At 31.1% G+C, this 19,718-nt stretch carries 23 protein-coding genes and 1 pseudogene; 11 read left to right on the top strand and 13 right to left on the bottom strand.

The genetic code is table 11. The annotated features are described in order from the left end of the window. Positions 1 to 21: 21 nt before the first annotated feature. Positions 22 to 396 carry a hypothetical protein gene (locus tag AC3VI6_RS05700; protein ID WP_497705470.1) on the top strand — a complete coding sequence of 125 codons (375 nt, stop codon included), beginning with the start codon at positions 22 to 24 and terminating at the stop codon, positions 394 to 396. Further along, on the top strand, positions 386 to 610 hold the full coding sequence (locus AC3VI6_RS05695; protein ID WP_497705469.1) for a hypothetical protein: 225 nt from the start codon (positions 386 to 388) through the stop codon (positions 608 to 610). The genes AC3VI6_RS05700 and AC3VI6_RS05695 overlap by 11 nt, the downstream gene beginning before the upstream one ends. Before the next feature lie 63 nt (positions 611 to 673). On the opposite strand, the gene AC3VI6_RS05690 is transcribed toward AC3VI6_RS05695, so the two are convergent. Genes AC3VI6_RS05690 through AC3VI6_RS05680 form a run of 3 tightly spaced genes read right to left on the bottom strand, consistent with a single transcriptional unit; the run spans position 674 to position 2,999 of the window. Continuing rightward, positions 674 to 2,050: an outer membrane beta-barrel protein gene (locus AC3VI6_RS05690; protein ID WP_497705468.1), complete on the bottom strand. Its 1,377-nt coding sequence runs from the start codon at positions 2,048 to 2,050 to the stop codon at positions 674 to 676. Continuing rightward, entirely contained in the window at positions 2,051 to 2,551 is a 501-nt protein-coding gene (locus AC3VI6_RS05685; protein ID WP_497706573.1) for an RNA polymerase sigma factor, read from the bottom strand. Between the two features lie 43 nt (positions 2,552 to 2,594). Next, entirely contained in the window at positions 2,595 to 2,999 is a 405-nt protein-coding gene (locus AC3VI6_RS05680; protein ID WP_497705467.1) for a hypothetical protein, read from the bottom strand. 88 nt (positions 3,000 to 3,087) lie between these two features. Here AC3VI6_RS05680 and AC3VI6_RS05675 point away from each other — a divergent pair, with 88 nt between their 5' ends. From AC3VI6_RS05675 to AC3VI6_RS05660, 4 genes are all read left to right on the top strand, one after another. Further along, entirely contained in the window at positions 3,088 to 4,062 is a 975-nt protein-coding gene (locus tag AC3VI6_RS05675) for a LuxE/PaaK family acyltransferase (RefSeq protein ID WP_497705466.1), read from the top strand. Positions 4,063 to 4,190: 128 nt separating this feature from the next. Beyond that, on the top strand, positions 4,191 to 4,898 hold the full coding sequence (locus tag AC3VI6_RS05670) for a glycerol-3-phosphate dehydrogenase/oxidase (RefSeq protein ID WP_497705465.1): 708 nt from the start codon (positions 4,191 to 4,193) through the stop codon (positions 4,896 to 4,898). A 1-nt stretch (position 4,899) separates the two neighbouring features. After that, a complete protein-coding gene (locus AC3VI6_RS05665; protein ID WP_497705464.1) occupies positions 4,900 to 5,838 on the top strand; it encodes an FAD-dependent oxidoreductase in 939 nt (312 codons plus the stop codon). An 88-nt stretch (positions 5,839 to 5,926) separates the two neighbouring features. Next, positions 5,927 to 6,418, top strand: coding sequence for a hypothetical protein (locus AC3VI6_RS05660; RefSeq protein WP_274634099.1), 492 nt, complete (start codon positions 5,927 to 5,929; stop codon positions 6,416 to 6,418). Between the two features lie 79 nt (positions 6,419 to 6,497). Here AC3VI6_RS05660 and AC3VI6_RS05655 read toward each other — a convergent pair whose 3' ends face one another. From AC3VI6_RS05655 to AC3VI6_RS05645, 3 genes are all read right to left on the bottom strand, one after another. After that, on the bottom strand, positions 6,498 to 7,766 hold the full coding sequence (locus AC3VI6_RS05655; protein WP_497705463.1) for an MFS transporter: 1,269 nt from the start codon (positions 7,764 to 7,766) through the stop codon (positions 6,498 to 6,500). Between the two features lie 3 nt (positions 7,767 to 7,769). Further along, positions 7,770 to 8,429: a hypothetical protein gene (locus AC3VI6_RS05650; protein ID WP_274634097.1), complete on the bottom strand. Its 660-nt coding sequence runs from the start codon at positions 8,427 to 8,429 to the stop codon at positions 7,770 to 7,772. 315 nt (positions 8,430 to 8,744) lie between these two features. Next, the gene (locus AC3VI6_RS05645) at positions 8,745 to 9,740 is read right to left on the bottom strand and encodes an NAD(P)H-dependent glycerol-3-phosphate dehydrogenase (protein WP_497705462.1); all 996 of its coding nucleotides are present in this window, start codon (positions 9,738 to 9,740) and stop codon (positions 8,745 to 8,747) included. A 97-nt stretch (positions 9,741 to 9,837) separates the two neighbouring features. On the opposite strand from AC3VI6_RS05645, the gene dut reads away from it, so the two are divergent. Then, entirely contained in the window at positions 9,838 to 10,269 is a 432-nt protein-coding gene (gene dut, locus AC3VI6_RS05640) for a dUTP diphosphatase (RefSeq protein ID WP_497705461.1), read from the top strand. A 99-nt stretch (positions 10,270 to 10,368) separates the two neighbouring features. Here dut and recA read toward each other — a convergent pair whose 3' ends face one another. Next, positions 10,369 to 11,376: a recombinase RecA gene (recA, locus tag AC3VI6_RS05635; protein WP_028891613.1), complete on the bottom strand. Its 1,008-nt coding sequence runs from the start codon at positions 11,374 to 11,376 to the stop codon at positions 10,369 to 10,371. A gap of 114 nt (positions 11,377 to 11,490) precedes the next feature. Here recA and AC3VI6_RS05630 point away from each other — a divergent pair, with 114 nt between their 5' ends. Beyond that, positions 11,491 to 12,066 (top strand): pseudouridine synthase, encoded by a 576-nt coding sequence (locus AC3VI6_RS05630; RefSeq protein WP_497705460.1) that lies wholly within the window; start codon positions 11,491 to 11,493, stop codon positions 12,064 to 12,066. A 164-nt stretch (positions 12,067 to 12,230) separates the two neighbouring features. Here AC3VI6_RS05630 and AC3VI6_RS05625 read toward each other — a convergent pair whose 3' ends face one another. The 4 genes from AC3VI6_RS05625 to AC3VI6_RS05610 all read right to left on the bottom strand — a co-directional run bounded on the left by AC3VI6_RS05625 (position 12,231) and on the right by AC3VI6_RS05610 (position 15,024). Then, positions 12,231 to 12,671 (bottom strand): GNAT family N-acetyltransferase, encoded by a 441-nt coding sequence (locus AC3VI6_RS05625; RefSeq protein WP_497705459.1) that lies wholly within the window; start codon positions 12,669 to 12,671, stop codon positions 12,231 to 12,233. Next, the gene (gene rpiB / locus AC3VI6_RS05620; RefSeq protein WP_497705458.1) at positions 12,671 to 13,102 is read right to left on the bottom strand and encodes a ribose 5-phosphate isomerase B; all 432 of its coding nucleotides are present in this window, start codon (positions 13,100 to 13,102) and stop codon (positions 12,671 to 12,673) included. Before rpiB ends, AC3VI6_RS05625 begins: the two co-directional genes overlap by 1 nt. Positions 13,103 to 13,866: 764 nt before the next feature. Next, complete coding sequence (locus tag AC3VI6_RS05615; protein WP_299001064.1) at positions 13,867 to 14,034, bottom strand: hypothetical protein; 168 nt, start codon at positions 14,032 to 14,034, stop codon at positions 13,867 to 13,869. A gap of 78 nt (positions 14,035 to 14,112) precedes the next feature. Then, complete coding sequence (locus AC3VI6_RS05610; RefSeq protein ID WP_497705457.1) at positions 14,113 to 15,024, bottom strand: diacylglycerol/lipid kinase family protein; 912 nt, start codon at positions 15,022 to 15,024, stop codon at positions 14,113 to 14,115. 117 nt (positions 15,025 to 15,141) lie between these two features. Here AC3VI6_RS05610 and rnr point away from each other — a divergent pair, with 117 nt between their 5' ends. The 3 genes from rnr to AC3VI6_RS05595 all read left to right on the top strand — a co-directional run bounded on the left by rnr (position 15,142) and on the right by AC3VI6_RS05595 (position 18,331). Next, the gene (rnr, locus tag AC3VI6_RS05605; RefSeq protein WP_497705456.1) at positions 15,142 to 17,337 is read left to right on the top strand and encodes a ribonuclease R; all 2,196 of its coding nucleotides are present in this window, start codon (positions 15,142 to 15,144) and stop codon (positions 17,335 to 17,337) included. 121 nt (positions 17,338 to 17,458) lie between these two features. Continuing rightward, positions 17,459 to 18,103, top strand: a complete 645-nt coding sequence (locus AC3VI6_RS05600) for a head GIN domain-containing protein (protein WP_497705455.1) — start codon at positions 17,459 to 17,461, stop codon at positions 18,101 to 18,103. 33 nt (positions 18,104 to 18,136) lie between these two features. Continuing rightward, positions 18,137 to 18,331, top strand: a complete 195-nt coding sequence (locus AC3VI6_RS05595; RefSeq protein ID WP_435253934.1) for a Sec-independent protein translocase subunit TatA/TatB — start codon at positions 18,137 to 18,139, stop codon at positions 18,329 to 18,331. A gap of 56 nt (positions 18,332 to 18,387) precedes the next feature. On the opposite strand, the gene AC3VI6_RS05590 is transcribed toward AC3VI6_RS05595, so the two are convergent. Together AC3VI6_RS05590 and AC3VI6_RS05585 are read right to left on the bottom strand one after the other, a co-directional pair. Beyond that, the gene (locus AC3VI6_RS05590; protein WP_497705454.1) at positions 18,388 to 18,705 is read right to left on the bottom strand and encodes a heavy metal-binding domain-containing protein; all 318 of its coding nucleotides are present in this window, start codon (positions 18,703 to 18,705) and stop codon (positions 18,388 to 18,390) included. Between the two features lie 2 nt (positions 18,706 to 18,707). Further along, positions 18,708 to 19,639: pseudogene (locus AC3VI6_RS05585) on the bottom strand (SPFH domain-containing protein). Positions 19,640 to 19,718: the final 79 nt, after the last annotated feature.

The raw sequence follows: 19,718 nt of genomic DNA, 5'->3' as shown, positions 1-19,718 counted from the left end.
AATATTTAAAATCTCTCAAAAATGACAGAAATCCTTAATGACTTAGTAACAAACGTAAGTAAGAACATTCCTGGTTACATTGCCCTATGTGTAACAGAATTAGAAACAGGTGAAGCTTTAGTTTCTAATACTGCTAATCCAAGTTTTGATCCTGAATTAGCTTCAGCATACAACTTAGAAGTTGTAAAAGCTAAGTTAAATGCAATTAGTGCTTTAGGTTTAGATGAAGAAATTAAAGATATTGCAATTACTTTATCTACTCAAGTTCACATTATCAGTATCGCTCCTAGTGGTGGATATTTCATCTACTTAGCTGTTGATTCTGATAAAGCGAACTTAGCTATTATTAAGACTTTATTAAATAAGTATAAATTAGAGCTAAACAATGCATTATAATTCTACTATTTCTTACGAAGACTTCATAACTAAATTGGAAGTTTTTCAAAATGAATATAAAAACCTTGTTAATAAGAATTTTAACATTATTACTATTAGCGAATCAAATCAAGAAGAGGTTTCTAAAAAAGAACCTAAACGTTCTTTTTATGACATTCTATTTGAACCAAAGTACGATAGTGTTTTAGATTTTTTTCAAGGAAAACAGAAATAAAATAATAAAAGGCTAAATGTTTTGAACATTTAGCCTTTTAAATTTCCCCTTATTATTTATTAATTAAAATTGGTAATTAATTCCTGTGTAAATTCCTATAAAGTAAGGCTGAAATCCATTCGAATCATTTTTAAAGGTATTTAATTGGGTTTTTAGCATTGGATTAATATTTATAGACCATTTATTACCCAATTGATAGTTTAAATCAATTCCTAAGTTTCCACTAAAATTAATTGAGTTTAAGTTATTGGCTTCGCCTGAAGTAGAAAAATTCGTTGTATTAAGAGTTACATCGTTTTTATTTAAAAACAACGAGCTAAAACCAACTACTAATTCTGTTTTAAGCTTTTTTCCTTCTAAAAAATTGTATTTTATTTGTACTGGAACCTCAACATATCCATATTTTTGATTTAACTCTCCATCAAGGCTTCCTCTACTTATGGAAATGGAATTAGAACTAAAACTTTCTTGTGATGCATCATTTAATGCATAACTTTCACCTGAGCTGAAAACTACATTTGAACTACTTGATTTTACAGGATTAACAGCTACATTAGTATTAGAATAACCCATTTCTTGTAAATGAATTCCTGATTGAAGTGTCCATTTTTTATTTAGTTGATATGCTACTTGAACTCCATACGAATAGCTTGTATTTCCTTTTGTTGAATTTGATAAACTCGCATCTATTGGAGATGATTCTGAAAATGAATTAGAGTTTAAAACTGCTACTGTAGGTGATACAGACCAAGATTTTGTTTTAGACTTTTCTTTTGTTTCTTCCACCGATTTCTCATCAACAAAGGCTAAAAAATCTTTTTTAGGAGTAATTTTTTGTTTTACACTATCATTTTTTTTGTTTGATTCTTCTTGAGCATTTTCAGTAATAACTGGCAAGCTATTTTCAAGCTTGCCAGTATTTTCTTCTTTCACAACATGGTTTTTAGAGAATAAAGACCCTTCAACAACTCCATTCTCTGTGTTGCTATCTTTTTCTTGTAGCTCATTTTTACTAATCTTCACAACATGATTAGCGACTAAAACTTCATTCGTATGAAGTTTTTCTTTCAATACTTTTTTCTTTTTCGTTTCTTCTTTTACTATACGTGTTTCTTCTAAATTTTCTTTTATTGGTTCAGTTAATAAAATATCTTTTAGTTCTTCTTTTTTATTTTCTTCAGGTGTTGATGATTCTGATTCAACAATTACTGGGTTTATTTTTTCTAAATTCTCTTGTTTATCAATATAAGGATACAATAAAAGTCCTAAAACTAATATGGCTGCAACTCCGCCAGAAAACCACCAAATAGGAAGCAAACGATTCTTTTTCTTCTTTTTTAACTTACTTTCAATTCCGTTCCACACACTATCGTTCGGAGTTACCTCCAAATCTTTAAGTCCTTCTTGAAAAAGTCTATCGATGTTTTTATCTTCCATCATTTATGCCTTTTGTGCTGTTGCTTGATACACTTCTACCTCTTTTTTTAGCAATTGTCGTGCTCTTGATAAATTAGATTTGGACGTTCCTTCTGTAATATTCAGTAACGACGCTATTTCTTTATGCGAATAATTGTCTAAAACATACAAGTTAAAAACCAAACGATACCTATCTGGTAAATTTTGAATTAAACTTAACAATACATCAACATTTACACTTTCTGTTTCTAATACAACTTCTTCTTCTAATTCCTCATTAATTCCTTCCGACACTAATTGTAAAGGTGATTTCTCTCTATACTTTTGTAAAGCTGTATTTATGGTTATTCGCTTCATCCATCCTTCAAAAGAACCTTCATTATTATATTGAGGTATCTTTTTAAAAATGGTTAAGAAACTGTCTTGCAATGTATCTTCTGCATCTTGATAATTTCGAGAATACTTTAAACAAAGCGCAAAAAGTTTACCAGAAAATAACTGATAAACTTGAGCTTGAGCTGTTATATTTTGACGACAGCATTCTTGTATGAGTTTCTCTAAATTGATGCTACAAATTTACTGGAATTACCACTTCTTCATATACATCTTCGTCTTCGTCATTTTTACCTTTCCAAAACTTGAAAACGTAATCTTCTCGTTGACTTGCTTCAACAGTAAAAACATATTCTTCCTGTCTTGTTTCTTGAGTACATGCACCATCAAGATTAACTATTGCCGTACCCGCCACTATTCTGGTAGTATCAACTTTTTGGTAGTACAATCCGTCAAAAGCATAACAACTATTAGGTAGTGTATACTTAATTTTTATGGTATCTACCTCCCCGAAGGTAAAACTCTCTGGAGTTTCCGCACTGTCAACCTTTAAAAACTCATATCTAAAATTCGGTCCGTCATCATCCAAACAAGAATAAAAGGTAAACACACTTAAAAAAAGAACTAAAATTTTCTTCATTATCTATATTTTAAATTTATTGATTTACCTACTAGATGAAAAAAAATTAAAAAGGTTGCGTGGAATACTTGTATTTTTGTGAAAGTTTATGAAAAGTACCGTTTTTAACATACAATCTACTGAAGATTTCACGAATACAGCACTACAGGTTTTTAAGCATCAATTTGCTAATAACAAGGTATATCGTTCTTTTTGCGATTTAATCTATGTTCATCCTTCTGATGTACATACTGTAGAGCAAATTCCGTTTTTACCTATTCAGTTTTTTAAAACTCGTGAAGTGCTTTCATCTGCTGATGAAATTCAAGAAACTTTTACCAGTTCGGGAACAACGGGAAGTACAACTAGTAAACATTTAGTTACCGATTTATCTTGGTACGAAACCAGCTATTTAAAAGGTTTTGAACATTTTTACGGAAATATCGAAGATTATGTGGTACTAGCTTTGTTGCCAAATTATTTAGAACGAAAGGGGTCTTCTTTAATTTATATGGTTGATGATTTAATCAAGCGTTCTCAACATCCTGAAAGCGGATTCTACCTCAACAATCTTGATGAGTTAGCTCAAAAACTTAAGTTTCTGGATACCCAAGGAAAAAAAGTACTTTTAATTGGTGTTTCATTTGCTTTGTTAGATTTAATTGAACAATATGAATTTAACCTTTCTAATACTATTATTATGGAAACTGGTGGTATGAAAGGGAGAAGAAAAGAGCTTATTCGCAACGAGTTACACACGATTTTAAGTAACGGATTTGGAGTGAAGAATATTCATTCTGAATATGGAATGACAGAATTGTTAAGCCAAGGATATTCGAAAGGAAATGGTATTTTTAACTGTCCGCCTTGGATGCAAATTTTAACTCGTGATACTGAAGATGCTTTGACTATTTTGCCAAAGGGAAAATCTGGCGGAATTAATGTAATCGATTTAGCAAACTACAATTCTTGTTCTTTTATTGCTACACAAGATTTAGGAAAAGTATACCAAGACAATAGTTTTGAAATTATCGGTCGTTTTGATAATTCTGATATTAGAGGTTGTAATCTAATGGTTTTATAATTTTTGTCAATTCTAGTTGATTTCACGATTAAAATGAGTAAAATTTATATCAAAATTAAAAAATTCAACGCTTTTTTTATTCTCTTTCAGTTCTTTTTATTCTTACTTTTGGTAGATAAAAAACATCTATGAACAATTTTTCTTTTTTTAACCGAGCTAATATTCAGCAAGAACTACAAACAACGGAGTTCGATATTTTAGTAATTGGTGGCGGAATAACTGGAGCGGGTATTGCTTTAGATGCGGCTTCACGTGGTATGAAAGTTGCCCTTATTGAAAAAAATGATTTCGCTTCTGGTACTTCTAGTAAATCAACCAAACTTATTCATGGTGGATTACGATACCTTAAACAATTCGATTTTTGGTTGGTAAAAGAAGTAGGTACCGAGCGTGCCATTGTTCATAAATTAGCACCTCATTTGGTGGTTCCTGAAAAGATGATTTTACCACTTATTGAAGGCGGAACCTACGGTTCGTGGTTAACCTCTATCGGATTAAAAGTTTACGATGTGTTGGCTTCTGTTGAAGGCGATGATAAACGTAAAATGCTTACCAAAAATGAAGCGTTAGAAAAAGAGCCTTTGTTACCAGAAAACATTTTAAACGGAGCAGGTTTTTATGCTGAATATCGTACCGATGATGCGCGCTTAACTATTGAAGTGTTAAAAACAGCCAGTCAATACGATGCTCAAATACTAAACTATACGCATGCAGATGATTTTATTTATGAAAAGAATCGTGTAGTAGGCGCTAAAGTAACTGATGTTTTTACCAAAGAAAGCTACGATATCAAGGCGAAATATGTAGTAAATGCTGGACTGACCTTGGGTAGATGAATTGCGTCAAATAAATAACTCTAAAATTGGAAAACGTTTACACTTAACCAAAGGAGTGCATTTAGTAGTTCCACATGAAAAATTGCCTGTAAAACAATCCGTTTATTTTGATATTCCTGATGGTCGTATGATGTTTGCTATTCCTCGTGGAAAAGTAACCTATTTCGGAACTACTGATACCAATTATCAACAAGACAAAGATTCAGTAGAAACCTCAATGGTAGATGCTTTGTATTTGATTGAAGCGGTTAACAATATGTTTCCTGATATTCATTTAACAATAGATGATATTCAATCTTCATGGGCTGGATTACGCCCTTTAATTCATGAAGAAGGAAAATCAGCTTCAGAGTTATCTCGTAAGGATGAAATTTTTGTGTCTGACACCAAGTTAATCTCTATTGCTGGAGGAAAATTAACTGGATATCGAAAAATGGCTGAACGTATTGTAGATATCGTTGCTAAAAAAATGAAACGCCGTTTTGAGGTAGATTTCGACCCTATTCAAACTGAAGAAATTGTATTGGCTGGTGAACCATTTCAAAACTACAAATCGGTAAAATTATATGGCAATCAGATTTATAAACGTATAAAACCGTTTGGTTTCACTGAAAAAGATGCTAACTATTTAGTGCATAACTACGGAAAACAAACTGAACTTATTTTAGATAAATTTGATGAGTTAGAGGAAGAAAACCTTGAAAGACGCTTATTACAAGCTGAAATTTGGTTTACTACCAAACACGAAATGACTTGCACACCTACCGACTTTTTTATGAGAAGAACGGGGCGTTTGTTTTTTGATAAACCTAGTGTTGATATTCATAAAAACTTTGTAATACAAGAGTTTTCTAAACGCTTTAATTGGAATAATGATACAACTTTATTGCACGAAAAAGAGTTGGAAGAAAAGATAAACTTAACAGTAAAATTTAACTAGTTTCTTACCCTCTAAATTATCTTAGAATTTTATCTTTGGCGATCTAAAATCCTACCAAAAAAAGGTTAGTACAATTATTTTAAGTAGCATGAAACAAGTTGTAGTCGTATTCTTTTTATTAACCAGTTTTATAGTAAAAAGCCAAACCAATATTATTTCTAGTTCTGATTTTAACAATATTAAAATCAATAATATCACTTTAGGTGATTTAAAAAAAACGCTTGGAAAACAAGCTAAGATAGAATCGCTACTTGGTGCTTCTAATTCTTATGAAGATAACGGGTTTTACTATTACTATAAATTCAATGGATTAAAAATTGATTTTTCTACCTCAGGAAGAAAACCTTACATCGAATCATTTGATGTTTTAAATAGTGAAGCTAGTTTTACCATAAAAGGTATTACAGTAACTGTGGGAGACCCTATTAGTAAATTAGGTACTATTGATTTTAGTACTGGTAGAAATGGTGATAAAAGTATTTTATATGCTGAATGTGATAGTTGTGATGTTTTTATAAATATCGATTTCGATCAAACAACAAAAACAATTACAAAAATCAACTATTTTGATATGTCTTAATTGACTAAATAATGATATAAAAAACGCCCAGAAACTGAGTTTCTGGGCGTTTTTTAATTTATGTAAGTAAAAGCTATTATTACTCTATTTTCTCATGCGCTTCCAAATCTTTCGTCAAATCTAATTTTCGAAGTGTTGGATTTACTATTCCTGTAGTTACTACCGTAATTAAGGTCATAGTTCCACCAAAAACTACAGCGGTTACCGTTCCCATTAACTTTGCTGTTACACCACTTTCAAAAGCACCTAATTCGTTAGAAGACCCAACAAACATAGAGTTTACCGAGGCTACTCTACCACGCATGTGATCGGGTGTTTTTAATTGTAAAATCGTTTGACGAATAACCATTGAAACCCCATCGGTAACTCCACTAAAAAACAGTGCTACGATTGAAATCCAAAAAACAGAAGATAGTCCAAAAACTATAATACAAACTCCAAAACCAAAAATAGCTGCTAAGAGCTTCATTCCAGCATTTCTACTGATAGGTATATAAGCAGTTATTAACATCGTTAAAAACGCTCCTACAGCAGGTGCAGCACGTAAAACCCCAAATCCTTCAGGACCTACTTTTAAAATATCTTGTGCGTATACAGGTAACAAGGCTACAGCTCCGCCAAACAATACCGAAATCATATCTAACGTAATGGCTCCTAAAATCGCTTTTGTCTTATACACAAAACGCACTCCTTCTTTTAAACTTTTCATGACAGGTTCGCCAATCTTCGGGTTTAAAATTGGTTTCTTTTTGATAAAGAATACAGTTAAAAATGATACAGAAACCAGTCCGAAAACAATGCACAACGACCAATGTACTCCAATCCAAGAAATGGTTAAACCTGCAAAAGCAGGACCTAATACCGAAGCTATTTGCCACGTAGAACTACTCCATGTTGCTGCATTTGGGTATAATTTTTTAGGAACGATTAAGGCGATTAGTGAAAAAATCGTTGGTCCGAAAAACGAGCGTAACAATCCGCCAAAAAATACCAATGCATAAATAGCATAGAGAATAGTGTTTTGCTCCCATCCTTCAACAAAACTAGGTAGAGTTAAAAAGAATAAACCTAAACTTATGAGCGAAAACAATCCGATACACAAAGCAAGTAAGTTTCGTTTCTCTTTTTGATCAACAATATGCCCTGCAAACAATGCCATAGAAACTGCAGGAATTACTTCCATCAACCCAATGATACCTAATGATAATGGATTTTTTGTAATACTATACACTTGCCACTCGATAATGATAAATTGCATAGACCAAGCAAATACCAAAGCAAAGCGAACTAAAAGAAAAATGTTGAATTCTTTAATTCTGAGGGAAGCATAGGGATCTTTTTTCTGCATGGATTAATTCAATTTCAAATCCATTAAAATGGCAAATGTTTCATTTACATCGCGTTCTTTTACCACGATGGTCATTTCATGAGTAGTAGATATTACCTCTTGTACAGCAATATTTGCCCAAGCAAATTGCTTTAAAATAAAGTAATAAATTCCTGATTGATCTAAGTTATCTTTTGGAAGCTTTAACGTGATTGATGCTAAATCGTTCACATTATTAATTAATGTTTCTTTCTTAAAAATTTCTTCAACAAATGGCTGTAAATTTTTACTGGTAACAATGTTGGTTTCAAAAATTCCTTGTGAAACAGTTAAGAAATAGTCATTACTATCAGCAGACTTGCTTAAAATTTTAGCAATTTCTCTAAGTAATGAAGTGGTATTTTTAAATGTAAAGTCGCATAAATCAGAACGTACAATTACATCACCTAAATTTAAGGCAAGTCGCTTAATATTTTTACGAACTCTCAATTCATTCGCTGGTGATAGCCTATTAATTGCCATCATTACCGCACCAACTTTTATATCTTTCTTTAAAAGCTTTGAAACTTCAGGTAAGATTTCTCTTGCCAATGAAGATACATTTATCAACTTTTCATTTAAAGCCTCTTCTATAAAAGGCGTTTTTCTGATGGTAATTTCAACAGCTTCTTGAATTGTTTTCATCTGTTAATTTTTATTTTTTTTATAGTCAGATGTAATTCGCCAATAATCTTTTTTAAAAGGATGGTAAGATTTGTTATGGCTCATTTCATAATTGTTTAGTTTTAAACTAAAAGTAATAAAAATATAATAATCAGTAATTTTATACCACTACTTATTTTTCATCAAAAATTTAACAAAAATATTTACTAATCAGATTTTTAAATTAAATTTGTTATTATTTTTCTATACAAAACCTACAAACAACTCAATTATAGAAGTGATTGATGAGGCTTCTTAATTCATTTTAAGAAGGATTATTTGTACAAATGCAAACAACTAATCTAATCTATTTGTTAACTTTAAAAACTCATCTTTCGCTTCTTTTTTGTCATATAAGACATTATATACAGCGTTTATAATTGGAGTTTTTGCACCGTTATTTTGATTAATTTCGTAAGCACTTTTAGTGGCATAATATCCTTCTGCAACCATACTCATTTCTAACATCGCAGATTTTACCGTATAGCCTTTACCTATCATATTTCCAAACATTCTATTTCTACTAAATGTAGAATATCCTGTAACTAACAAATCACCTAAATATGCCGAATTGTTAATATTTCGCTTCATTTTATGAACCTTTTTAATAAAGCGTTTCATTTCACGAATTCCGTTACTCATTAATACTGCTTGAAAATTATCTCCATAGCCTAAACCATGAGCTATTCCTGCGGCAATAGCATAAATATTTTTTAGCATTGCTGCATATTCAGTACCTATAATATCGTCGGAAATTTTTGTTTTTATATAACGGCCTGCTATCGATTTACTTAATTCTTTAGCCTTTTCTTGATCTTGGCAAGCCAATGTTAAATATGATAAACGTTCCATCGCTACTTCTTCGGCATGGCAAGGACCTGTAATTACTCCTATATTTTCATACGGAACATTGTAGCTTTCATGAAAATACTCGCCAACAATCAACCCAGATTCTGGAACAATACCTTTAATTGCAGAAAACACAACTTTATTTTCTAACGAAACAGTCAATTTTTCTAACTCTTTGTTTAAAAATGCTGATGGAACGGCAAAAATTAACACATCATAATTTTCAACAATATAATTCATATCATCAGACAAATCGAGTTGTTCTGGATGCAGTTCTGCAGAACTTAAATAATTAGGATTGTGTTTGTTGCGTTTTATATGTTCAATAGCATACACACTACGCATATACCAACCAATCGTTTCTAAATTTTCGGATAACATTTTAACAATAGCAGTTGCCCAACTTCCTCCTCCTAATACAGCTATTTTTGTTTGATTGCTCATAAGTAGTATTTGTTTGTTATACAAAATTAAGAAATCTATAAACTACTCTCTAATCTTAAACCTTATTATATTTGAATTTTAAAAATTATTGAAAAATATGAACGTACAAATCATAAACAAATCCAAACATCAAACTCCAGCTTATGAAACCGAAGGTTCTGCAGGAATGGATTTACGTGCTAATATAAACGAAACAATTATTTTAAAACCTTTAGAAAGAGCGATTATTAAAACTGGGTTATTTATTGCGCTTCCTGTTGGATATGAAGCTCAAGTTCGTCCGCGTAGTGGACTCGCAGCTAAAAAAGGAATTACCGTATTAAATTCTCCTGGTACAGTTGATGCTGATTATCGTGGTGAAATTGGAGTGATTTTAGTAAACTTATCTAACGAAGATTTTGTAGTAAACGATGGTGAGCGAATTGCTCAATTAGTTATTGCAAAACACGAACGTGTAAACTGGCAAGAAGTAGAAGTTTTAAACGAAACTGAACGTGGTGCTGGTGGTTTTGGTAGTACAGGAGTTTAAAATATTTTTTACTATTTAAAATTTTTGAAATAAAAAAGCTGTTCTTTAACAAGAACAGCTTTTTAAATAGTAATAGTTTGAACTTTGAATTTAAATTACTTATTCTTGATTTTCAATAGCTTCTTTAATTTTATTTTCTAGTTCGTCCATTAATTCAGGATTGTCTTTAATAACTCCTTTTACAGCATCTCTACCCTGACCTAATTTTGTGTCTCCGTAACTAAACCAAGAACCACTTTTCTTTATAATTCCGTACTCTACACCAATATCTAAAACTTCACCAACTTTTGAGATTCCTTCTCCATACATAATATCAAATTCTGCTTGTTGGAATGGTGGAGCTACTTTATTTTTTACAATTTTAACTTTCGTACTGTTACCAATTACCTTGTCGCCATCTTTAATTTGAGTTCTCTTACGAATATCTAAACGAACCGATGCGTAGAATTTTAATGCATTACCACCCGTTGTAGTTTCAGGATTACCGAACATTACACCAATTTTTTCACGTAATTGGTTAATGAAAAATACCGTACAGTTGGTTTTACTAATTGTTCCTGTTAACTTACGTAAAGCTTGCGACATTAAACGTGCATGTAATCCCATTTTAGAATCTCCCATTTCACCTTCAATCTCAGATTTTGGTGTTAAGGCAGCTACAGAGTCAATCACTACAATATCAATAGCTCCTGAACGAATTAAGTTATCAGCAATTTCTAAAGCTTGCTCTCCATGATCTGGTTGAGAGATAATTAAGTTATCAACATCAACTCCTAAACTTTCAGCATAAAAACGGTCGAAAGCATGTTCTGCATCAATAAAAGCAGCAATACCTCCAGCTTTTTGAGCTTCAGCAATTGCATGTATCGTTAAAGTAGTTTTACCTGATGATTCTGGTCCGTAAATTTCAATAATTCTTCCGCGAGGATAACCTCCAACCCCTAAAGCTAAATCTAAGCCTAAAGAACCCGATGAAATAGCATCTACATCTTCTACTTGGCTATCGCCTAACTTCATTACCGTTCCTTTTCCATAGGTCTTATCTAGCTTATCTAGTGTAAGTTGAAGCGCTTTTAGTTTCGCTTCTTTTTCTTTATCTGCTGCCATAAATCGTGCTAATTATTTTAATATATAAGAATGGCTAAGTTATGAAAAACTAACTTTAATTCCCCATCTTTTTTATGTTACATTTTGTAATATTGTACTCTTTAAAAATAACAGATGTCAGAACATCATCACTTTATCATTTACAAACCTTATGGTTTTCTTTCCCAATTTATAACCAATCAAATAAAAGGAGGTAAACACAAATTGTTAGGAGAATTGTATGATTTTCCTGAAAAAACTATGGCTGTTGGTAGATTAGATGTAAAATCGGAAGGTTTATTATTATTGACAACTGACGGAAAAGTAAGTGATTTTATTACTACCAGAGGTGGAGTTGAAAAAGAATATTACGTTCAATTAGATGGTGCTATTACTGCGGAAGCTATTGAAAAATTACAAAACGGTGTTGAAATTGGTTTTGAAGGAAAAAAATACATGACTAAACCTTGTAAAGTCGACTTAATTGACACTCCTGATTTACCAGAACGTTCTAAAAAAATTCGCGATGCTCGTCACGGTCCTACTCCTTGGATATCTGTTACCTTAACCGAAGGAAAATTTAGGCAAGTACGTAAAATGACCTCGGCTGTTGGATTTCCTACTCTTCGTTTAGTTCGTGTTCGTGTAGGTGATATTTTATTAGGAAATATGCAAGTTGGTGAGGTTAAAGAGGTTGGAGAGTTACTGTAACTTAAGTTACTTTTTAAAAAATATTATTGTTGTAATTTTATGACTATGAACAATAATTCAAACACATTTATATACATCATAGCAGGAATTATTATACTGCATTTTTTAGTAGGTTTTGGATATCTACTTTATAAAATGAATAAGAAAGAGAAAGATAACTAAATTTACTTCCTCACCATTCTTATATGCGGAATTCCATCTTCTAAATAACCTTCACCTACTTGTTTAAATCCGTGAGATTCATAGAATTTTTGTAAATAGGTTTGTGCAGAAATGGTTATGGTGGTTTCATTGTAGTTATCAACAATTGCTTGTATAGAAGCTTTCATTAAATCGTGTCCGTACCCATATTTACGTTCACTTTCCTTAACTACTACCCTACCAATACTGGGTGTATCAAAATATTCACCACTGTTAAACAATCGTGTATAGGCTATTATTTTTCCTTCTTTTACACCTAAAACATGCAATGCTTTTAAGTCTTTTCCGTCAATATCTTGATACACACAATCTTGCTCAACAACAAAAACTTCAGAACGTAATTGCAAAAGCTCATACAATTCTGAAGTTGTTAATTCTTGAAATGTTTTAATCGTAATATTCATTAACAGCAAGCTATTTTTTCTACTCTGTTAGCGTGACGCCCACCTTCAAATTCAGTTGATAAGAATATTTTTACAAAACCTAAAGCTTGTTGTAACGATACAAAACGAGCTGGAATCGTTAAGATATTAGCATCATTGTGCTGACGTGTTAATTCTACCAATTCATTATTCCAACATAAAGCGGCACGTACTCCTTGGTGTTTATTAGCGGTCATTTGCGCTCCGTTACCACTTCCACATAAAATAATTCCCATTTCTGCTTGTCCTGTCTCTACAGCTTCTGCAGTTGGATGAATGGTATCTGGGTAATCCATACTATTAGTATCATTTGTACCAAAGTTGATTACTTTATGTCCTAATTCTTCTAAAAGTTTAATAATTTCAAACTTATACTCGGTACCTGCATGGTCATTTCCTACAGCGATTGTCATAATTTGTTGATTTTAATTCAGTTGTGAGTTACAAAAATACAGTTATTCACGGTTATCAACAGTAATTAACAATGCTTTTTTTAGTATTCTTAATAACCTCTTTAAAATTAAGGAGTTAAACTATGTTATCTAATTGTTAAGAACTAATAGTATATTCTGAAAAGAAAATTTGATTTTCTAGATATTTTTTACAATACAAGAACAAGAATTAATTATGCAACTTTTTTTTTGAGATTTTAATGAACATTTATCAACATAAAATTAACCCTTTTTTTACATTTAAAAATAAATTAACTATTCATAAAATTTAGTGAATTGCTGTTTATAACTTTTGTTAATAACTCTATTTTATAATTGATTTTAAAGATTTTATTCAGCTAATAACTTGTTTATTTATTTTAATAAGTCACTTCACCAAAAATAAAATCCACTTTTTATTCCACATATTAACACGCTATAATAACAATCATTTCTTTTTTTAAATTTTAAAAATCTTTTTTATTAATAATATTATATGTTGATAACAGTTTTTTTGAAATTCTAGATTTTCTTTTTCTGAAGATCAATTTTAATTGTTACCTATTTGTGATTCTTTACTTAGAAAGCTTTCTTAAGTTTCTTTTGATTGAAATAAAGCTGGGAGAAGGAATTCTTTTCTTTCTCGTTTGTAGGATAAAATTCCGAAAATTAAGCTGTGTAAGCTACTATTGTTTATAAGTACTGATAAGTGTGTAATTGAATATTATTTGGCTATCGCTCTGCTATTAAACGGCTTTTTTAGCAGCTTTTATAAGGTAAAGAGAGTCTTTTGCTTTTACTACTTCTGTAGGATTTTTTTCGTTTAAAGTCGTATTAATGCTTACTACAGTAACGATAATTCCTGTAATAAATATGAAAATAAATAGTGCTATTATTTTGCGTAAGCTTTTCATTTATAACGACTTTCTTTTATTATAAAGACGTATAAATTTAAGATATGTTACAATTTTCTTAAGTTTTTTTTAACTTTTTTACGGAATAAGGATTTTAATAGCTTTTTTAAACATTGTTACTTTTACTGAGCCTTGACCTATTAACTCGCCATCTGCCTCAATATAAGGTATATCTGTAGTATTTTTTGGAGTTATTAACAGTGAGTTTGATAGGAGTGTTTCTACCTTTTTATGTTCTACTATTTTACCGTTGTACAACTTTTTAATATTCAATAATAAATCTATTAATGAGAAGTTTTTAGCAATGGTAATATCAAATAAACCATTACTACTAGCTTTATAATCAGTTAATTGCATTCCTCCTCCAGAAAACTTACAAATTCCGAATAAGGTCATTAAGCATTTAGTTTCAATAATTTGATTGTTGACTTCTATAGTAAATTCAGTTTTTTTATAAAGTAACAAACCTGCTATTCCGCTTAATAAGTAAGCAATAGGTCCAAATCTTTTTAGTTTATTCAATTTATTAACAACATATCCGTCATAACCTATTCCTGCTACATTATAAAAGTACGAAGAGGTGTTTTTTAATTCTAAAAGACCAATATCTTGATGTATCGTTTTTTCTTGTTGAATATAACTAATAGCTTCTTTTATATTTTTTGAAATATTATAGGTTTTAATCCAATCATTCCCTGTTCCTAACGGAATAACCGCTACTGTAATTTCTTGACTATCAATGTTTTTTTGAGACATTATACCGTTAATAATATGATGTAAAGTACCATCACCACCTACCGAAATAATTTTTTTAAATCCTTCATTAATAGCATTTTGAACTAACGCTATTTCATGTTTAGTATGTGTAGTTTGTGCATATTTAAAAGGAATTTTTTGAGTTGTTAATTCTTGTTGAATAGTATTCCATATCTTATTAAAATTACCTTTTCCTGCAACTGGATTTACAATTACAAACCATGAATCACTCATATACATACTTTTAAATAAAAATTGAAATGTACAAAATGAATTTATAACAGTTATTTAAAATCATTAGCGTTATTTTTATTCGTACTTTGGTTGAAAATTAAATAAGACGAAAGATTAATGACTAGAAAGAAAAAAATCTACAAAAAAAAGGGAAAGGTAATTAAAGATCTTACCCGAAACATTTTCAAAGTACTTAACGAAGACAGCAATAAAAAGTACAATTACAAACAAATTGCTGCTAAAATGGGAATATCAGATACCGATGGAAAAACTCAAATTATTCAAAAATTAGCTGAGCTAACATCTCAAAAAAAGATAAAAGAAGTAGATAGAGGAAAATTTCAGCTTAATGAAGATCGAAAATATCATGTAGGAACCTTAGATGTTACATCTAACGGAAATGCTTACTTTATTTGTGACGATTTTGAACACGACATATTTGTACCTTCTGTAAACTTAGGTAAAGGTTTACATAACGATACTGTTAAAGCCTATGTATACAATAAACGCAGAAGTAACAAACAAGAAGCAGATGTTGTTGAAATTATAGACAGAGCAAAAACTGAGTTTGTTGGGGTTTTGCAAATGAATAAAAACTTCGGATTTGTAGTACCCGACAGTAACAAAATGTACGCTGATATTTTTATTTCACAGAGTAAATTAAATGGTGCTGAAGATGGAGATAAAGTAGTTGCGAAAATCACTGATTGGCCGGAAAATTCTAAAAATCCCTTCGGAAAAATTACGCAAGTACTTGGTAAACCTGGAGATCATGATACAGAAATTCATTCTATTTTATTAGAATATGGTTTACCGTATGAGTTTCCTAATGAAGTTGAAAAAGAAGCTTCAGAATTGCCAATAGAAATTACGAAAGAAGAAATTGCGAAGCGTAGAGATATGCGTGGTGATTTAACGTTTACCATCGACCCAAAAGATGCGAAAGATTTTGATGATGCTTTATCATTTACCAAACTAGAAAATGGAAACTATGAAATAGGTATTCACATTGCAGATGTTTCACATTATGTACAACCCAAAACTATTTTAGATGATGAAGCTTACGATCGAGCAACATCAGTATATTTAGTTGATAGAGTGGTACCAATGCTACCAGAAATGTTAAGTAACGGAGTTTGTTCTTTACGTCCAAATGAAGAAAAATTAACGTTTTCAGCTGTGTTTGAAATGAATGAAAAAGCGCAAGTTGTCAACCAATGGTTTGGAAGAACGGTTACCTATTCTGATAAGCGTTTTGCTTATGAAGAAGCACAAGCAATAATAGAAACAAAAGGTAATATAATTCCAGAAGATGTTTCCTTAACTGGTGAGTCTTATGAAGTTGATGAAACTATTGTTGAAGCTACGCTCAAATTAGATGAATTAGCCAAGAAAATGCGTAAAAAGCGCATGAAATCTGGAGCTATTTCTTTTGATAAAATTGAGGTGAAGTTTCATTTAGATGAAAATGCAAATCCTACAGGCGTATTCTTCAAAGAAGCAAAAGATGCTAATAAATTAATTGAAGAATTTATGTTATTGGCGAATAAAAAAGTAGCTGAATTTGTAGGGTTATCAGGTGGAAAACCAAGTAATAAAACCTTTGTGTATCGTGTACACGACGAACCAGATGTTGAAAAATTAGCCTCTTTACAGAATATTGTGAGTAAGTTTGGTTATAAAATCAATACTGAAACACGACAAAAAACTTCGGATAGTCTAAACAAGTTATTATCTGATGTTCATGGAAAAGGTGAAGCTAATATGGTAGAAACCTTAGCGATTCGTTCGATGAGTAAAGCAGAATATACTACACAAAATATTGGTCACTACGGATTAGCTTTTGATTATTATAGCCATTTCACATCGCCAATTCGTCGTTATCCTGATGTAATGACGCATCGTTTATTACAGCACTATTTAGATGGTGGTAATTCTCCAAAAGCTGAAGTATATGAAGAAAAGTGTAAACATTCTTCAAAAATGGAAGAATTAGCTTCTAAAGCCGAAAGAGATTCTATCAAGTATATGCAAGTTAAATACATGCAAGATCACAAAGATGAAGAATTTGAAGGTGTTGTTTCTGGTGTAACTGAATGGGGAATTTATGTAGAGATAAAATCCAACAAATGTGAAGGTATGGTGCGTATTAAAGACATAAAAGATGATTACTACATTTTTGATGAAAAACAATATGCTGTGGTTGGTCAGTCGACTAAAAATATGATTCAATTAGGTGATGAAGTTGTAGTGAAAGTGAAACACACTGATTTAGAGCGTAAACACCTTGATTTTAATTTGATTTCATATTAAAATACTATTTTCAACAATAATTTTCAATATTTGTCTTTATTGTATTGGTATAATTATTGTTTTAAGACAATAAACTAATGGATTTATTATGAAGAATTTAGTATGCATAAGTTTGTTTTTGATGACCGTTATAGCGTCAGCACAAACAACGATGACTAAAGAATTAGGTAGCTTTTATCAAGTAAAAGTGTACAATGGTATCGATTTAGAATTAGTTAGATCTAACGAATCTAAAATAGTTGTTACTGGTGAAAAAACTGATAAAGTAAAGATCAAAGTTGAAGGATATACGTTAAAAGTATTATTAAAATTTCCTGAAACTACTGCCAACGGAAAAGTGAAAGCAACCTTGTATTACAAAGAAGATATTGATATAATTGATGCTAATGAAGGTGCCACTGTAACAGGTAAAGATATTAATCAACAAAAAGTTGAAATAAAGGCTCAAGAGGGAGCTTTTATTAATCTTTCAGTTAAGGTTAAGCACCTAAAGGTAAAAAGCTCTTCAGGAGCTGTTATTAGGCTTTCTGGAAGCACAAAGAACCAAAATGTAGATGCAGATTTAGGTGGTATGTACCACGGATATAAATTATCAGTAGAAGAAATGACTATTGTTAAAGCAGGTTCTGGATCTAAAGTAGAAGTACAAGCAGGTGAAACTTTAGATGCAAAAGTATCGTTTGGTGGTTCTATTTTTTACAAAGGAAAACCAGAAGTTTTTAGAGATAAAAAAGTAATTGGTGGTGTAATTGAACACAGAGGTTAATTTTGTATCTTTGTAACGCAAAATTTAATAAAAATGAATTTACTTACTATATTTTTAGGAATGATTGGACCTTGGCAAATAGCTATTGTCGTTGCATTAGTGTTATTATTATTTGGAGGTAGAAAAATTCCAGAATTAATGAGAGGATTGGGTACTGGTATCAAAGAATTTAAAGATGCTACCAAAAATGATGATGATACTACCGATAAAGTAGAAGACAAGAAATAAGTATATATTTATCAATAAAAAAAACCGAAACATTTACGTTTCGGTTTTTTATTTGTTTATAGTTTTATGGCGGTTCCAGAGGCTGTTACCATTAACATACCTCCACTTCCACCAACGGTTTCGTAATCTAAATCGATTCCAACTATTGCATCAGCTCCTAGTCTTTGAGCTCTTTCAGTCATTTCTCTTATAGCTATTTCTTTCGCTTCTCTAAGCACTTTTTCATAAGAACCAGATCTACCTCCTACAATATCTCTAATACTTGCAAAAAAGTCTTTAAAAACGTTTGCACCTATAATTGTTTCACCAGAAACAATACCTAAATATTCTTTAGCTGGTTTATTTTCTAACGATGGTGTGGTAGATAATATCATAATTATTCGTTGTCTTTATCTTTTTGTGCTTTTTTCATCGCCTCTCCAATTTGATTACTAGCTGTAAAGCTTGCTACCATATCATTTAACATATTACTTCCTACTTGTGGTGAATTAGGTAATAAAATTAAGTTACTATTTGTTTCTTCCCCTAACGATTGTAAGGTATCATAATGTTGTGTTACTACAATCAAAGCAGATGCTTCTTGACTATTAATACCTACACGGTTTAAAACCTCTACAGATTCTTCTAAACCACGAGCAATTTCACGACGTTGATCAGCAATACCTTGTCCTTGTAAACGCTTACTCTCAGCCTCAGCTTTTGCTTTTTCAACAATTAATATACGTTGTGCATCACCTTCATATTGCGCTGCTGTTTTTCTCTATCTGCGGCATTAATACGGTTCATAGCAGCCTTTACTTGTGCGTCAGGATCAATATCAGTAACTAAGGTTTTTATAATATCATAACCATAATCCATCATCGCGTCGTTTAATTCTGTTTTTACAGCAATTGCAATATCATCTTTCTTAACAAATACGTCATCTAAGCGCATTTTAGGTACTTCTGCACGAACAACATCAAAAACATACGAAGTAATTTGATCGTGCGGATAATCTAGCTTATAAAAAGCATCATATACCTTATCTTTTATTACTTTGTATTGAACAGATACTTTTAATTTTACAAATACATCATCCAATGTTTTTGTTTCAACTATTACATCTAATTGCTGAATTTTTAAACTTAATTTTCCTGCAACTCTATCTACTAATGGAATTTTAAATTGAGGACCAGAATGACGAATGCTTTGAAAACGTCCGAAACGTTCAATTATCGCAGCTGTTTGTTGTTTAATTATAAAGAATGATGCTGCAATTAAAAAGAAAGCTGCAAGTATGTAAGGTAATACTGGTAACAAATTTAGCATAGTTTTAATTTTTAAATGTTAGTAATTTTTTTGTTAAAGATACTATTTATATGACGAACTTTTTTTGAATTGTTACAGT

This window comes from Tenacibaculum sp. TB-56 (assembly GCF_059716275.2).
The sequence above is the reverse complement of the archived record's forward strand: the minus strand, read 5'-3'. Positions and strand labels throughout refer to the sequence as shown.

Coding starts and splice junctions, on each gene's coding strand:
- rpiB (WP_497705458.1), bottom strand. CDS start 13,102: ATGACAATCGCTGTAGGAAATGACCATGCAGGTACCGAGTATAAGTTT.
- AC3VI6_RS05675 (WP_497705466.1), top strand. CDS start 3,088: ATGAAAAGTACCGTTTTTAACATACAATCTACTGAAGATTTCACGAAT.
- AC3VI6_RS05630 (WP_497705460.1), top strand. CDS start 11,491: ATGTCAGAACATCATCACTTTATCATTTACAAACCTTATGGTTTTCTT.
- AC3VI6_RS05650 (WP_274634097.1), bottom strand. CDS start 8,429: ATGAAAACAATTCAAGAAGCTGTTGAAATTACCATCAGAAAAACGCCT.
- AC3VI6_RS05645 (WP_497705462.1), bottom strand. CDS start 9,740: ATGAGCAATCAAACAAAAATAGCTGTATTAGGAGGAGGAAGTTGGGCA.
- rnr (WP_497705456.1), top strand. CDS start 15,142: ATGACTAGAAAGAAAAAAATCTACAAAAAAAAGGGAAAGGTAATTAAA.
- AC3VI6_RS05610 (WP_497705457.1), bottom strand. CDS start 15,024: ATGAGTGATTCATGGTTTGTAATTGTAAATCCAGTTGCAGGAAAAGGT.
- AC3VI6_RS05600 (WP_497705455.1), top strand. CDS start 17,459: ATGACCGTTATAGCGTCAGCACAAACAACGATGACTAAAGAATTAGGT.
- AC3VI6_RS05595 (WP_435253934.1), top strand. CDS start 18,137: ATGAATTTACTTACTATATTTTTAGGAATGATTGGACCTTGGCAAATA.
- recA (WP_028891613.1), bottom strand. CDS start 11,376: ATGGCAGCAGATAAAGAAAAAGAAGCGAAACTAAAAGCGCTTCAACTT.
- AC3VI6_RS05625 (WP_497705459.1), bottom strand. CDS start 12,671: ATGAATATTACGATTAAAACATTTCAAGAATTAACAACTTCAGAATTG.
- AC3VI6_RS05695 (WP_497705469.1), top strand. CDS start 386: ATGCATTATAATTCTACTATTTCTTACGAAGACTTCATAACTAAATTG.
- AC3VI6_RS05655 (WP_497705463.1), bottom strand. CDS start 7,766: ATGCAGAAAAAAGATCCCTATGCTTCCCTCAGAATTAAAGAATTCAAC.
- AC3VI6_RS05690 (WP_497705468.1), bottom strand. CDS start 2,050: ATGATGGAAGATAAAAACATCGATAGACTTTTTCAAGAAGGACTTAAA.
- AC3VI6_RS05670 (WP_497705465.1), top strand. CDS start 4,191: ATGAACAATTTTTCTTTTTTTAACCGAGCTAATATTCAGCAAGAACTA.
- AC3VI6_RS05680 (WP_497705467.1), bottom strand. CDS start 2,999: ATGAAGAAAATTTTAGTTCTTTTTTTAAGTGTGTTTACCTTTTATTCT.
- AC3VI6_RS05590 (WP_497705454.1), bottom strand. CDS start 18,705: ATGATATTATCTACCACACCATCGTTAGAAAATAAACCAGCTAAAGAA.
- AC3VI6_RS05700 (WP_497705470.1), top strand. CDS start 22: ATGACAGAAATCCTTAATGACTTAGTAACAAACGTAAGTAAGAACATT.
- dut (WP_497705461.1), top strand. CDS start 9,838: ATGAACGTACAAATCATAAACAAATCCAAACATCAAACTCCAGCTTAT.
- AC3VI6_RS05615 (WP_299001064.1), bottom strand. CDS start 14,034: ATGAAAAGCTTACGCAAAATAATAGCACTATTTATTTTCATATTTATT.
- AC3VI6_RS05660 (WP_274634099.1), top strand. CDS start 5,927: ATGAAACAAGTTGTAGTCGTATTCTTTTTATTAACCAGTTTTATAGTA.